The sequence below is a fragment of the Caballeronia fortuita genome (assembly GCF_001544835.2).
Taxonomy (GTDB): domain Bacteria; phylum Pseudomonadota; class Gammaproteobacteria; order Burkholderiales; family Burkholderiaceae; genus Caballeronia; species Caballeronia fortuita.
Genome location: NZ_FCNX02000002.1, coordinates 141,956 through 156,414 on the forward strand (window position 1 = coordinate 141,956; position 14,459 = coordinate 156,414).

Here is a 14,459-nt window from a genome sequence, read left to right on the forward strand (position 1 = left end):
GATGAACATGCCGACGGAACAGGCCGCCATGATGCAGGCCGAAGCACAAGCACAAACACAAGAGACTCAGGCACCGTACGACAAATCGGACCTGACCTTGCGCGATCGTCTGATCGAGGCAGGCATTCTGCTCGATACGGGCGAAGACGGTCTCTATGGCCGCAGCGAAGTTTTCGAGGATATCGTCGAGCGCCTCAATCAGGCGATCACGATGCTCGGCGCGGATCAGCACGCTGAAGTGCTGCGCTTTCCGCCCGCGATGCGCCGCCGCGATTTCGAAGACAGCGAGTATCTGAAGAGCTTCCCGAATCTCGCGGGCACGATCCACTCGTTCCAGGGCAACGACCGCGGGCATCATCGCCTGCTCGAAGCGCTCGACAAGGTCGTGCATATCGGCGAAGAAGAAGAGCGCTCCGACGAATGGATGGATCAGCAAAAGCCCACGCGCCTCGTGCTCACGCCGGCCGCCTGCTATCCGATCTATCCGCTCGTCGCCAAGCGCGGCAACCTGCCTGAAGACGGCGCGACCTTCGACGCGTTCTCGTACTGCTTCCGTCACGAGCCGTCCATCGATCCGGGCCGCATGCAGATGTTCCGCATGCGCGAATACATTCGCGTGGGCAGCCCCGAGCAAGTGATGGCATTCCGCCAGAAGTGGATCGAGCGTGGCTCGCTGCTCGTGAACCTGCTGCAACTGCCGTTCGAGATCGATCTCGCCAACGACCCGTTCTTCGGTCGTGGCGGCATGATCGTCGCGGACAGCCAGCGCGCGCAGCAACTGAAGTTCGAACTGCTCGTGCCCGTCGCCACGCCCGACCGTCCGACCGCATGCCTGTCGTTCAACTATCACCAGGATCACTTCGGCGAGCTGTGGCATATCCGTCAGGCCGACGAGCAAGTCGCGCATACCGCATGTGTCGGCTTCGGCATGGAGCGCACGACCCTCGCGCTCTTCCGTCATCACGGTCTCGATGTCAACGCGTGGCCCGAGAAAGTGCGTCAGTTGCTCTGGGGCGACAAGGCGCCGCTCGTCGAAGAAGGTCTCGCGAACCTGGGAAACCAAGCATGAACGCGCGCTCGCCGGCAGAAGCCGTGACCGTCACGTCACTGCCCGCGGACACCGCTTTCAGTCAGCACGCGCTGCATCGCGAAGAGCGCGTCTGGCTGGAGACGAACTGCTACGTCGATTTGTGGATCGAACTGCTGCATCACTACGGCTGCGATCCGCATGCGGCGCTCGGTTTTACGGTGACGCAGGCATTCGAGGGCGATCAGTTCACGTTCCCGAAGTTCTCGCTCGACGATATCTCGCGGCTCTACGGCCTTCAGGCACAAGAGCTTGCGATCTACGACACGGTGGAAGCGCACGTTCGCGAGCAGACGCGTCGCGGGCAGATGGTCATCGTGGAGATGGACTCGTACTATCTGCCCGATACGCGCGCGACCGCGTACCGGCAGACGCATACGAAGACGACCATCGCCATCGACAAGATCGACACCGACGCGAAGCGCATCACCTACTTCCATAACGCGGGCTATTTCGCGTTGTCGGATGAGGACTACGATGGCGTGTTCCGTCTGATGCCCGGTCTCGCAAGCGATGTGCACGCGCTCTTTCCGTACGTCGAGTTCGTGAAGCGCGCGCGTGCTCCGCTCGAAGGCGATGCGATGGTGCAACGCTCGGTCGATCTGCTCAAGCTGCGTCTCGCAGACCGTCCGGCGGCGAACCCCGTCGCGCAATGGCGCGCGGCGTTTCCCGAGCACATGCGCGCGCTGCTCGAACGCGATCCCGCTTACTACCATCTCTACACCTTCAACCTGATGCGTCAGCTCGGCTCGAACTTCGAGTTGCTGTCGAAGTATCTCGGCTGGCTGAACCGGCACGGTGTGGAAGTATCGAGCGAGATTCAGTCGAGCGCCCAGGCGATCGCAAGCGAAGCGATGGTCATGCAGTTCCGTCTCGCGCGCGCCCGCATGCGCTCGCGTGTCGATCTTTGCGAAGACTGCCTCGACTCGATGCAGACTTCGTACGACAAGGTCATCGAGCCGCTCGCCGCGCGCTTTCTCTGAACGCCGGGGCCGCGCACATCGCGCGGCTTCGGTGTCTATCCGGCATCCCATCGACGAGGTAGCTACATGCACGACCTGTGCGCGCACGCGCCGCGGCGTCTTTCCGAGGGCTGGCAATGCGTGAGCACGCCTGCGGGTGCGTGCGCGACGCCCGCATCGCTCGATACGTTCACACAGTGGATCGACGCGCCCGTGCCCGGCACCATCGCCTCCGCATTGCGTGCGCAAGGCATGAGCGACGAGGCGCTCGCGCAACCGTTCGCGCATGCGGACCACTGGTATCGCGTGAAGCTCGCGGGGAACGGCAAGCGGCGCTTGCGTTTCAACGGTCTTGCGACCATCACGGAAGTATGGCTCGACGATCGCAAGCTGCTCGAATCGGATTCGATGTTCGTGGCGCACGATCTCGATGTCGACCTGAATGGCGAGCACGTGCTGCATCTGTGCTTCCGCTCGATCGCGCCCGCGCTTGCTGCAAAACGCGGACGCGCACGCTGGCGTCCTAAGCTCGCGCAACCGGCCACGTTGCGCAACGTTCGCACGACGCTGCTCGGGCATATGTCCGGATGGTGTCCGTCGATTCAACCGGCGGGACCGTGGCGCGCGATCGACATGATCGGTGAAACGCGCGCATGTATCGACGACGTGGACTTGCGCACGAGCATCGATGGCAACGATGGCGTGCTCGATGTGACCGTTCGCTACTTTCATGCGCAGGAGCAGGCGCCGCTTCGCATCGCATGCGGCGATGCGCAAGCCGCGATGCAATGGCAGGACGCGCACACGCTCACGGGCCGCGTGCGCGTGCCGGACGTGCGCCTGTGGTATCCGCATACGCATGGCGAGCCGTCGCGCTATGCGGTGAAGCTCGGCGATATCGATCTCGGTGAAGTAGGCTTTCGCACGATCGAAGTCGATCGCGGCGCGGATAGCAAGGGCTTTCAGCTCGTCGTGAACGGCGCGCCCGTGTTCGCGCGCGGCGCGTGCTGGACAACGGCGGATATTGTCGCGCTCGATGCGTCGCCCGAAAAGCTCGACCGCATCTTCACGCTCGTGCGCGACGCCGGCCTCAACATCATTCGCGTGAGCGGCATCACGCTTTACGAATCGAACACGTTCTACGAACTCGCCGACAAACATGGCGTGCTCGTGTGGCAAGACTTCGCGTTCGCCAACTTCGATTATCCCGACGACGAAGCCTTTCGCGCGAGCGTGCAACGCGAAGCCGAACAGTTCCTTGCACGCACGCGCCGCTTCGCATCGCTTGCGGTGCTGTGCGGCGGAAGCGAAGTGCACCAGCAAGCCGCGATGCTCGGCCTGCCCTTCGACGCCTATCAGCAACGCCTCTTCACCGAGCTGTTGCCGAATGCGATCGCCGCACAACGTCCTGACGTCGCGTATGTGGTGAACTCGCCGAGCGCCGCGCCCGGCGACACGGCATCGATGCCCTTCGGCACGCGCGGCGGTATCACGCATTACTACGGCGTGCCGGCATATCAACGTTCGTTCGACGATGTTCGTCGCGCGCAAGTGCGCTTCGCCTCCGAGTGCCTCGCGTTCGCGAACGTCCCTGACGATATCGCACTGCGCGCGTTGCCGAATCCGCGCGCGCACGAACCGCGCTGGAAAGCGGGCGTGCCGCGCGATCCGGGCTCCGCATGGGACTTCGACGACGTGCGCGAGCACTACATGCAAACGCTCTATCGCGTGGACGTGCCGCGTTTGCGCTATGAGAACCCCGAGCGTTATCTGGAGTTGTCGCGCGCGGTCGTCGCGGACGTGATCGGCGCGGTGTTCTCCGAATGGCGTCGCGAAGGATCGAGTTGCGCGGGCGGCATCGTATGGAATCTGCTGGATGTCCGGCCAGGCGCGGGCTGGGGCGTCATCGACGTGCTCGGCGCACCGAAGAGCGCGCTGCATGGACTCGCGCGCGTGCTCCAACCCGTGCAGGCGCTCATCCTCGATGAAGGTCTCGACGGTCTCGACATTCATCTCGTCAACGACACCGCGCGTGAGATTCGCGCGCGCGTCGAACTGGCTTGTCTGCGTGAAGGCGCGGTGAAGGTCGCGGGCGGATCGAGCGATGTCGTGTTGCAGCCGCGCAGCGTGCAGCGTGTGTCGTCGAATGCACTGATCGGCGCGTTCTTCGATATCGCGTATGCGTATCGCTTCGGCCCGCGCGCGCACGATGCAACGCATGTCGTGTTGCGCGATGCCGATACGAACGAAGTGCTATCGGAAGCGTTTCATTTTCCCGATCCGTCGATCGGCGAGCGGCGCGATATCGGCCTGAATGTCACCGTCGAAAAGGACGACGAAGGTTGGAGCCTCGTTATCGGAACGGCGCAGCTTGCGCGCTGGGTGCATATCGTCGATCCGAACTATTACGCGCGCATCGACTGGTTTCATCTCGCGCCGGGCAGCACGCGACGCATCCCGCTCGTCGCGCGGCATACGAACGTGAGTGCTTCGCCCGAGGGCGATGTATCCGCGATCAACGCGATCCGAAGCGCGGCGTATCGCGCTTCGTGATGCGCTGAGGAGTCAGCGGCCGAACGCTTCTGTTTCGATGCGCCGGCCGTTGAGGAACGCATCGGCGACGAGACGCAGCGGGCGCACGTCGACATCGCTCGTCTTCGTTTCGATGAGTTCGTGGAAGCGCTCGTACAGCGCGGGATATTCGCGCTCCGCACCAACGTCGATCTCTTTGCCCGCGATCGACAGACGCTTGCCGCCTTCGCGCATCGACAGGCGGCCCGCGTCGGTTTCGATGTCGATGTCCCATTCCTCGACCGGGCCATGACGCCAGTCGAACACCGCGCGCACCGGCGCGCCGTTGGTCGCGATGCAATCGAGTTCGGCTGCGATGGGCGTGGCGGTATCGCTCGGCACCGTGAGCGTGGCGCCGCGCAATGCGACTTCATGCGGCAGGATGTGCGTGACGATCGACAGCGCGTTGATGCCCGGATCGAACACGCCGAGACCGCCCGGTTCCCAGATCCATTGCTGTCCCGGATGCCAGCGCCGCACGTCTTCCTTCCATCGCACTTCGACCGCGCGGATCGCGCCCGCCTCCTTCGACGCGAGCCACGCGCGCGCCGGAACGACCGCGCTCGCCGTACGCGAATGCCACGAGGCGAAAAGCGTGCAGCCGCGTGCATGCGCGATATCGTGCAAGGCCGCGACTTCGCTCACGCTGGCACCGGGCGGCTTTTCGAGCATGACGTGCTTGCCCGCGTCGAGCGCGGCGAGCGCTTGCTCGTAGCGCACTTGCGGCGGCGCACAGAGCGACACCGCATCGATCGTCGGCTCGGACGCGAGCAGCGCAGCGATATCCGGATAGTTGCGCACGCCTTCGACGCTCGCATTGCGGCTCGCGCACGCGACGAGTTCGAAGCCGGGTTGCGCGGCGATCGCGGGCAAGTGCTGATCGCGCGCGATCTTGCCGATGCCGACGACGGCGAGTGTGTAGGTGCGGGTCATGCGATGTCTCCTTGTGGCTCGATTTGCTTCAAGTGTCTTCGAGCGTAAAGATATCCTATCCTCCCCACCGCAACACCAACGCATCCAGCCGCCGCGCGATCCCGATCAACTCTTCACGCGTCTCCCGGCCCATCGCCGGCAGCGGATGGCGCGGCGCTTCGCACGCGATCACGCCGCCCTCTTTCATCAACGCCTTGGCCGCAAGCAGTCCCGCCTGCCGGTTCTCGTGATTGATGAGCGGCAGCCAGCGCTGATACAGATCGAATGCTTCATCCACGCGCCCATTGCGATGCGCCTCGATGATCGGCCGGATGCCGTCGGGAAATCCGCCGCCCGTCATCGATCCTGTCGCGCCTGCATTGAGATCGGCGAGCAGCGTGATCGCTTCTTCGCCATCCCACGGACCTTCGATCGCTTCACCGCCGAGCCGGATCAGCTCGCGCAACTTGTTCGCGGCGCCCGGCGTCTCGATCTTGAAGTACGACACCTGTTCGATCTCGCGAGCCATGCGCGCGAGAAACGCGGCGGACAGCGGCGTGCCCGCGGCGGGCGCGTCCTGAATCATGATGGGAATGGTCAGCGCATCGGAAAGGCGCGCGTAAAACTCGTAGATCGACGCCTCCGGCACGCGAAAGGTCGCGCCGTGATACGGCGGCATCGCCATGATCATCGCGGCGCCGAGTTCCTGCGCACGGCGGCTGCGCTCGACGCATACGCGTGTGCCGTAATGCGACGTCGTCACGATCACCGGCACGCGGCCCGCGACATGTTCGAGAATCGTGCGCGTGAGCGTATCGCGTTCATCGTCGGCCAAAGAGAACTGCTCGGAGAAGTTCGCGAGAATCGCGAGACCGTCCGATCCTGCGTCGATCATGAAATCGACGGCGCGCTTCTGGCTGTCGAGGTCGAGTTCGCCCGATTCGGTGAAGGTCGTCGGCACGACCGGAAAGATGCCGCGATAACGTGGATTGGCGAGACTGGCCATGTTGTCGTCCGGAGAGAGTTGGTTGATGTTCGGCGCGTCACTGCGCGCGCGGTCTGTCGAGCACGGCGCGCACCACGAAGGTCACGACCACCGCGACGATCAGCGTCGCCGCAAGAAAGTACAGGCCGGCCGCGAGACTGCCCGTGCGATCCTTGATGACGCCCACGCCCGTCGGCCCGAAGTATCCGCCGAGATTGCCGATGGAGTTGATCGTCGCAATCCCGACCGCCGCGCTCGCACCCGTCAGGAATTGCCCCGGCAACGCCCACACGACCGGCTGGATCGAATATAGCGCGAATGCGGCGAAGCAGATGAACGCGAACTGCAACTGCACGCTGCCCGCCCACGCGCTCGCGGCGAGCATCACCGCGCCGAAGCTCGTCACGGCGGCGATATGCCAGTAGCGTTCGCGCTTGATGTCGGAATGACGCGGCACGATGCACAAGCCGATCACCGCGAAGAGATACGGCACGGCGGACAGCAGGCCCGTCGTCGAATCGGTGACGCCGAAGCCCTTGATGATCGTCGGCAGCCACAGCGACAGGCCGTAGATCGCGAGAGGAAACGGCAGGAACAGCAACGCGAGCAGCAGCACGCGCTTGTCCTTCAACGCCGCCAACGGATTGCCGTGCGATTTGAGTGCATACGCTGCGCGATCTTGCTCCAGTTCGCGTTCGATCCACGCACGATCCGCCGGTGCGAGCCAGCGTGCCTGCGCGGGCGATTCAGGCAGCACGCGCAAGGTCGGCAACGCAAGCAATACGGCGGGCAAGCCGCTCACGACGAACAGCGTCTGCCAGTTCGACATGCCGAGCACGCCATGCGTCGACAAGACCCATCCCGCGAGCGGTCCGGTGATGATGCCCGAGAGCGGCTGCGCGAGCACCAGCAATCCGATGATGCGCGCGCGATGACGCAGCGGAAACCACTTCGTCAGAAAGTACAGGATGCCGGGATAGAGGCCCGCTTCGGCTGCGCCCAGCAGGAAGCGCAGCGCGTAGAAACTCATCGGGCCTTGCGTGAGGGCCATCGCCATCGTGATGACGCCCCATGTCGCGAGAATGCGCGCGAACCACACGCGCGCGCCGAAGCGTTCCAGCGCAAGATTGCTCGGCACTTCGCACAGGAAGTAGCCGATGAAGAAGAGCCCCGCGCCGAGTCCGTAAGCAGCATCGCTCAGACCGACCGCGGCATTCATGTGCAGCTTCGCGAAGCCGACCACGGTGCGGTCGATGTACGCGACTACATAGATCAACGCAAGAAACGGCATCAGCTTGCGGATCAGCATGCCGACGATGCGCCGCTCCGTGCCGCTCTCCTCTCGTGCGATGTCGCCCGGGGCGGGCGCGGCGCCCTCGAGCGCGATCGCGGTGTCGTATTTCATACGGTCTCCTGTATATGTCTTGGTGACGTCATCGACGGCCGCACGCGCGGCGAGGCCCTATTCAGCCACGCCGCGCCGGACCGTGCAACGCTCTCAGGTTCTTTTGGGAATATTCAATGCGAATGTCTCGGCACCGCCGCGCCTCGCGTGCCGACGAGAAAGTCGAGATCGCAACCTTCGTCGGCTTGCAGCACATGATCGACATAGAGCCGTTGATAACCGCCTTCGCCATGCTTGCGCGGCGGCTCGCGATCGCTCATGCGGCGCGCGAGTTCATCGTCGCTGATGTCGAGATGCAGCGTGCCCGCGTCGCAATCGAGTTCGATCCAGTCGCCATCGCGCACGGCGGCGAGCGGCCCGCCCGCCGCCGCTTCGGGCGCCACGTGCAACACGACCGTGCCATACGCCGTGCCGCTCATGCGCGCGTCCGAGATGCGCACCATGTCCTTCACGCCCTGACGCAGGAGCTTCGGCGGCAAGCCCATGTTGCCCACTTCGGCCATGCCGGGATAACCCTTCGGACCGCAATTCTTCAGCACGAGCACCGAATCCTTGTCGACATCGAGCGACTCGTCGACGATGCGTTCCTTGTAATGCTCCAGGTCCTCGAACACGACCGCGCGTCCGCGATGCTTAAGCAGTTCGGGACTCGCCGCCGATGGCTTGAGCACGGCTCCGCGCGGCGAGAGATTGCCGCGCAGGATGCGGATGCCGCCATCGTCGATCAGCGCGTTATCGAGCTTGCGGATCACTTCGTCGTCGGTGATGGGCGCGCTTTTCACGTTCTCCCATAGCGATTTGCCGTTGACCGTCAGTGCATCGGGATGCGGAATCAGGTTCGCTTCGCCAAGACGCCGCAGAACCGCAGGCAAGCCGCCCGCGTAATAGAACTCTTCCATGAGGAAGCGGCCCGAGGGCATCAGATCGACGATGGTCGGCGTATCGCGGCCGATGCGCGTCCAGTCCTCAAGTTCGAGCGGCACGCCGATGCGCCCCGCGATCGCCTTCAGGTGAATCACCGCATTGGTGGAACCGCCGATCGCCGCGTTCGTGCGGATCGCGTTCTCGAAGGCTTCGCGCGTGAGGATCTTCGAGAGCGTCAAACCTTCGAGCGCCATCTCGACGATGCGGATGCCCGACATGTGCGCGAGCACGTAACGTCGCGCATCGACGGCGGGGATCGCGGCATTGTGCGGCAGCGACGTGCCGAGCGCTTCGGCCATGCACGCCATCGTCGATGCGGTGCCCATCGTATTGCACGTGCCCGCCGAGCGCGACATGCCCGCTTCCGCCGACAGGAACTGATGCAGATCGATCTCGCCCGCCTTCAGCGACTCATGCAGTTGCCACACCGCCGTGCCCGAGCCGATGTTCTTGCCATCGAGCTTGCCGTTCAACATTGGCCCGCCCGTCACGACGATCGCGGGGACATCGCAGCTTGCCGCGCCCATCAACAGCGCGGGCGTGGTCTTGTCGCAACCGGTGAGCAGCACGACCGCATCGATGGGATTGCCGCGTATCGCTTCCTCGACATCCATCGCGGCGAGATTGCGCGTGAGCATCGCGGTGGGACGCAGGTTGGATTCGCCGTTGGAGAACACCGGAAACTCGACGGGAAAGCCGCCCGCCTCGTAGACGCCGCGCTTCACGTGCTCCGCGATCTTGCGGAAGTGCGCGTTGCACGGCGTGAGTTCCGACCACGTATTGCAGATGCCGATGATCGGCCTGCCGTCGAACTCGTGATCGGGAATGCCTTGATTCTTCATCCAGCTTCGGTACATGAAGCCGTTCTTGTCGTTGGTGCCGAACCATTGCGTGGAGCGCAGCTTGGGCTTCGATGCGGACATCGCGTTCATCCCTTTTCATAATCGGTATCTGGCGAAGTCTAAAAGGCCGCGCGATAATCGACTAATGAAAAGTTGGACGGTATCGATATCGAATCCAGCATTCGTACAAACCCTGACATGCTGAATCCCAATCCCTGGTACGTACGCAATCGTCTCAAGACGCGGCAACTCATGCTGGTCGTGGCGCTCGCGGAAGAAGGCAACGTGCATCGCGCGGCGGCGGTGCTGAACATGACGCAGCCCGCCGCGTCGAAACTTCTGCGCGAACTTGAAGAGACGCTCGGCGTCACGCTCTTCGACCGCGAACCGCGCGGCGTGCGCGCCACGTTATACGGCGACGCCATCGTTCGTCATGCGCGCGCCGTCCTCGGCAGTCTCGATCAGGCCCAGGAAGAACTCGTCGCGCTCGCCTCGGGACGCCTCGGGCATGTGGCGATCGGCGCGATCACGTCGCCGGGCGTGCGTCTGTTGCCCGCCGCGGTGGCCGCGGTCAAGCGCATGCACGCGGATATCCGCATCTCCGTCGAGATCGATACGAGCAACGTGCTGCTCGAAAAGCTCGCGCAGGAAAAGCTCGATATCGTGATCGGCCGCCTGTCCGCCGAGCACGACAAAGTGCGCCTGCGTTACGAGCCGCTTGCGGGCGAGCCGGTGCGCGCGGTCGTGCGCGCGGGGCATCCGTTATTGAAAGCGAAGACGCTCGCCCTGAACGATGTGCGTGACGCCGCGTGGCTCGTGCCGCCTTCGGGCAGTGCGTTGCGGCATCGCTTCGATCTGATGTTTCAGCGCGCGAGCCTCGCGCTGCCGGCGAACGTCGTCGAGACTTCGGCCATTCTCTTCGTCACGCAACTGTTGGAACAGAGCGACATGATCGCGGTGCTCGCCGAAGACGTCGCGCTGTATTACGCGCGGCATGGCGTCGTCGCGATGCTGCCCTTGCCGATGGATTGCCGCATGGACGACTTCGGCATCGTCACGCGGGCGGACCGGCTCTTTTCGCCCGCGACCGAAGTCATGGTCGATGCCTTGCGCGCATCCGCCCGCGACGTGTACGGCGATCAGGCCGTCGCCGCCATCGCAACCGGCGCGCGATAACGTTCGATCAGACGCTCGCGCTTTTGTGCGGCCGCCGCCATGTTGCGCTCCTTCACATGGCCGAAGCCACGGATTTCGTCGGGCAGCTTCGCGAGCTTGAGCGCGGTGTCGTAGCGTGCTTCGTCGAGCGTCGCGACGAATTCATCGACGAGCGCAAGGTAATCCGCAATCAACTTGCGCTCCGTGCGGCGCTCTTCCGTTTTGCCGAAGATATCGAGCGATGTGCCGCGCAAACGCTTCATCTTCGCGAGCACGCGAAACGCGGGCAACATCCACGCGCCGAAGCGCTGCTTGACGAGATGACCGTGCTCGTCGCGCTTCGCGATGAGCGGCGGCGCGAGATGGAACATCAGCTTGTAATCGCGGCCCGGTTCGCCTTCGAATTGATCGCGCAGCTTGTCGAGATACGCGGGAACGGCATAGAGACGCGCGACTTCATACTCGTCCTTATAAGCCATGAGCTTCGCGAGATTCATCGCGACCGCGCGCGTGAGTGTCAGCTTCGCGTTCAGCGGCTTTTCCTTCTCGCGGATGCGCTCGACCGCGCTGCGATACGAGCGCGCATACGCTTCGCTCTGATACGCGGTGAGCAAGGCTTCGCGCGTCGCGATCACGTTCTCGAGCGATTCGGGCATCTTCACGACGACCGCGTGTTGCGTCGATTTGAGCAGATCGCCGGTGCCGTTGTGCGCGACGAAGCGTCCCCAGTTGAACGCGAGCACGTTCTTTTCGACGGCCACGCCGTTCAGTTCGATCGCGCGTTCGAGGCTCGCGAGTTCGAGCGGCAGCCAGCCCTTCTGCCACGCGAAACCCAATAGCAGCGGATTCGAATAGATCGTGTCGCCGAGCAGCTTCAAGGCGAGCGCATTGGCGTCGATGAACGCGCAACCCGCGCCGATGCTCTCCGATAGCGCCTGTTCCGTTTGCGCGGCGGGGAACGCCCACTGCGCGTTCGTCACGAATTCGGCGGTCGGGGTCGCGCCACTGTTGATCGCGGCCTGCGTGATGCCGTGACGCGTACGCGAGAGCACATCGTTCGATGCGGACACGATCGCATCGCAGCCGATGACGAGCCGCGCTTCGCCCGTCGCGATACGCGTCGCATGCAGCGCCTGCGGATGCGGCGCGATCTGCACATGACTGAGCACGGCGCCGCCCTTTTGCGCGAGACCGGCCATATCGAGCACGGTCACGCCCTTTTGTTCGATATGCGCGGCCATGCCGATCAATCCGCCGATCGTCACGACGCCCGTGCCGCCGACGCCCGTCACGAGAATGCCGTAAGGCTTCGACAACGCCGGCAGCGATGGCAACGGCAACTTATCGAAATCGGGCTTCGCGCCGCTCGCCGCCTTGGGCTTGCGAACCTGCGCGCCTTCGGCCGTGACGAAGCTCGGGCAAAAGCCCTTCACGCACGAGAAATCCTTGTTGCACGACGACTGATTGATCTTGCGCTTCGTGCCGAGCGGCGTATCCATCGGTTCGACGGACAGGCAATTGGATTGCACCGAGCAATCGCCGCAGCCTTCGCAAACCGCATCGTTGATGAACGCGCGACGCGCCGGATCGGGATACGTGCCGCGCTTGCGACGACGGCGCTTTTCCGTCGCGCATGTCTGATCGTAGATGAGGATGGTCGTGCCTTGCGTATCGCGCAACTCGCGCTGAATGCGATCGAGCTCGTCGCGATGATGCACGTTCACGCTCTGCGGCAATGTCACGTTCGCATCGTACTTCTGCGGCTCGTCCGTCACGATGACGATGCGCTTCGCCCCTTCGGCATGAACCTGATGCGCGATCTGCGGCACCGTCAATACGCCGTCGACGGGCTGGCCGCCCGTCATCGCGACTGCATCGTTATAAAGAATCTTGTACGTGATGTTCGCGTTCGCTGCGATCGCCGCGCGCACCGCGAGCAAGCCCGAATGGAAGTACGTGCCATCGCCGAGATTGACGAACACGTGCTTGTCGCCGTGAAAATGCATCTGGCCGATCCACGCGACGCCTTCGCCGCCCATCTGGCTGAAGGTCTCGGTTTTGCGGTCCATCCACATCGACATGTAATGACAGCCAATGCCCGCGAGCGCGCGCGAGCCTTCTGGCACGCGCGTCGACGTGTTGTGCGGACAACCCGAGCAGAACCACGGCTTGCGCTCGACATCGACACGCGGCTTGATCGCCTCACGCTCTTTGGCTTCGATCGTCTCGACGCGCGAGAGCATGCGCGCGCGAACGTCGCCGGGAAGATCGGCGCGGGCAAGACGGCGCGCGATGGCCTTCGCGATCAGCGCGGGCGACAGCTCATAATGCGCCGGCAGCAGCCAGTCGCCACGCGGCACGGACCATTCGCCGCCTTCGTTGTCGCGTTCGTCGAACTTGCCGTAGATACGCGGACGCACGTCTTCACGCCAGTTATAGAGTTCTTCCTTCAGCGCATATTCGAGGATTTGCCGCTTCTCTTCGACGACGAGAATTTCTTCGAGACCGGTCGCGAACGCGCGTGCGTCCTGCGCATCGAGCGGCCATACGCAGCCCACTTTCAAGACGCGCAAGCCGATCTGCGCGCAGGTTTCATCGTCGAGACCGAGATCGACGAGCGCCTGACGCACGTCGAGATATGCCTTGCCCGCCGTGATGATGCCAAAGCGCGGCTTGTCCGAATCGATCACCACGCGATTGAGCTTGTTCGCGCGCACATAGGCGAGTGCCGCGTACCATTTCTCATCGAGGAGACGCGCTTCCTGCGCGAGCGGGGAATCGGGCCAGCGGATGTTGAGACCGCCTTCGGGCATCGCGTAATCGGTGGGCGTGACGATCTCGACGCGATCCGGATCGAGATCGATCGATGCGGTGGATTCGACCACGTCGGTCACGCATTTCATCGCGACCCATAGCCCCGAGTAACGGCTCATCGCCCAGCCGTGCAAGCCGTAGTCGAGATACTCCTGTACGTTCGACGGATACAGCACAGGAATGCCCGCTGCGATGAACGCATGATCCGACTGATGCGCGACCGATGACGACTTCGCCGCGTGATCGTCGCCTGCCAGCACGAGCACGCCGCCGTGCTTGTCGGTGCCCGCGGAATTCGCGTGCTTGAAGACATCGCCCGTGCGATCGACGCCCGGTCCCTTGCCGTACCACATGCCGAACACGCCATCGCGCGTTGCGCCCGGCCATAGATTGACCTGCTGCGTGCCCCAGATCGACGTCGCCGCGAGGTCCTCGTTCACGCCCGGCTGGAAGACGATGTCGTTGTCCTTCAGATGCGCCTTCGCTTTCCATAGCGATTGATCGAGCGCGCCGAGCGGCGATCCGCGATAGCCCGACACGAAGCCCGCCGTGTTCAGCCCGGCCTTGCGATCGCGCGCCTTCTGCAACATCGGCAGCCGCACGAGTGCCTGTGTGCCGCTGATATAGACGCGGCCTGTCTCAAGCGTGTATTTATCGTCGAGTGTGATGGCGGCGAGCGCGGCGCGATCGGGTGCATTCATGTGGGCACGTCTCCAGAATAGGGAATTTGTTTTTTCGCCGAGTATAGAAAGCCGATTTGCGATCGTAAAATCACGAATAGACAACTCTGGTATCTGAAAAT

Annotated in this window: 9 protein-coding genes; 4 read left to right on the top strand and 5 right to left on the bottom strand. The window is 63.5% G+C overall.

The annotated features are described in order from the left end of the window. The first annotated feature begins 1 nt into the window (after position 1). From AWB77_RS04950 to AWB77_RS04960, 3 genes are all read left to right on the top strand, one after another. The gene (locus AWB77_RS04950) at positions 2–1,069 is read left to right on the top strand and encodes an amino acid--[acyl-carrier-protein] ligase (protein WP_061133287.1); all 1,068 of its coding nucleotides are present in this window, start codon (positions 2–4) and stop codon (positions 1,067–1,069) included. Continuing rightward, complete coding sequence (locus AWB77_RS04955; RefSeq protein ID WP_061133288.1) at positions 1,066–2,070, top strand: DUF1839 family protein; 1,005 nt, start codon at positions 1,066–1,068, stop codon at positions 2,068–2,070. Before AWB77_RS04950 ends, AWB77_RS04955 begins: the two co-directional genes overlap by 4 nt. A gap of 66 nt (positions 2,071–2,136) precedes the next feature. Next, positions 2,137–4,602 carry a glycosyl hydrolase 2 galactose-binding domain-containing protein gene (locus AWB77_RS04960; RefSeq protein WP_061133289.1) on the top strand — a complete coding sequence of 822 codons (2,466 nt, stop codon included), beginning with the start codon at positions 2,137–2,139 and terminating at the stop codon, positions 4,600–4,602. 12 nt (positions 4,603–4,614) lie between these two features. Here the strand turns inward: AWB77_RS04960 and AWB77_RS04965 are convergent, their stop codons facing one another. From AWB77_RS04965 to AWB77_RS04980, 4 genes are all read right to left on the bottom strand, one after another. Next, complete coding sequence (locus AWB77_RS04965) at positions 4,615–5,553, bottom strand: Gfo/Idh/MocA family protein (RefSeq protein ID WP_061133290.1); 939 nt, start codon at positions 5,551–5,553, stop codon at positions 4,615–4,617. 55 nt (positions 5,554–5,608) lie between these two features. Then, entirely contained in the window at positions 5,609–6,538 is a 930-nt protein-coding gene (locus tag AWB77_RS04970; protein ID WP_061133291.1) for a dihydrodipicolinate synthase family protein, read from the bottom strand. A gap of 37 nt (positions 6,539–6,575) precedes the next feature. Beyond that, the gene (locus AWB77_RS04975; RefSeq protein WP_082852583.1) at positions 6,576–7,922 is read right to left on the bottom strand and encodes an MFS transporter; all 1,347 of its coding nucleotides are present in this window, start codon (positions 7,920–7,922) and stop codon (positions 6,576–6,578) included. Positions 7,923–8,035: 113 nt separating this feature from the next. After that, positions 8,036–9,769 (bottom strand): IlvD/Edd family dehydratase, encoded by a 1,734-nt coding sequence (locus tag AWB77_RS04980; RefSeq protein ID WP_061133671.1) that lies wholly within the window; start codon positions 9,767–9,769, stop codon positions 8,036–8,038. A 117-nt stretch (positions 9,770–9,886) separates the two neighbouring features. Here AWB77_RS04980 and AWB77_RS04985 point away from each other — a divergent pair, with 117 nt between their 5' ends. Then, positions 9,887–10,864, top strand: coding sequence for a LysR substrate-binding domain-containing protein (locus AWB77_RS04985; RefSeq protein WP_061133292.1), 978 nt, complete (start codon positions 9,887–9,889; stop codon positions 10,862–10,864). Here AWB77_RS04985 and AWB77_RS04990 read toward each other — a convergent pair. Next, positions 10,828–14,358, bottom strand: coding sequence for an indolepyruvate ferredoxin oxidoreductase family protein (locus tag AWB77_RS04990; protein ID WP_061133293.1), 3,531 nt, complete (start codon positions 14,356–14,358; stop codon positions 10,828–10,830). The genes AWB77_RS04985 and AWB77_RS04990 overlap by 37 nt on opposite strands. Between the last annotated feature and the right edge of the window lie 101 nt (positions 14,359–14,459).

What these genes read in the sequence shown, in the direction of transcription:
- AWB77_RS04970 (WP_061133291.1), bottom strand. Translation starts at nt 6,538, where the DNA reads ATGGCCAGTCTCGCCAATCCACGTTATCGCGGCATCTTTCCGGTCGTG.
- AWB77_RS04960 (WP_061133289.1), top strand. Translation starts at nt 2,137, where the DNA reads ATGCACGACCTGTGCGCGCACGCGCCGCGGCGTCTTTCCGAGGGCTGG.
- AWB77_RS04985 (WP_061133292.1), top strand. Translation starts at nt 9,887, where the DNA reads ATGCTGAATCCCAATCCCTGGTACGTACGCAATCGTCTCAAGACGCGG.
- AWB77_RS04990 (WP_061133293.1), bottom strand. Translation starts at nt 14,358, where the DNA reads ATGAATGCACCCGATCGCGCCGCGCTCGCCGCCATCACACTCGACGAT.
- AWB77_RS04950 (WP_061133287.1), top strand. Translation starts at nt 2, where the DNA reads ATGAACATGCCGACGGAACAGGCCGCCATGATGCAGGCCGAAGCACAA.
- AWB77_RS04955 (WP_061133288.1), top strand. Translation starts at nt 1,066, where the DNA reads ATGAACGCGCGCTCGCCGGCAGAAGCCGTGACCGTCACGTCACTGCCC.
- AWB77_RS04975 (WP_082852583.1), bottom strand. Translation starts at nt 7,922, where the DNA reads ATGAAATACGACACCGCGATCGCGCTCGAGGGCGCCGCGCCCGCCCCG.
- AWB77_RS04965 (WP_061133290.1), bottom strand. Translation starts at nt 5,553, where the DNA reads ATGACCCGCACCTACACACTCGCCGTCGTCGGCATCGGCAAGATCGCG.
- AWB77_RS04980 (WP_061133671.1), bottom strand. Translation starts at nt 9,769, where the DNA reads ATGTCCGCATCGAAGCCCAAGCTGCGCTCCACGCAATGGTTCGGCACC.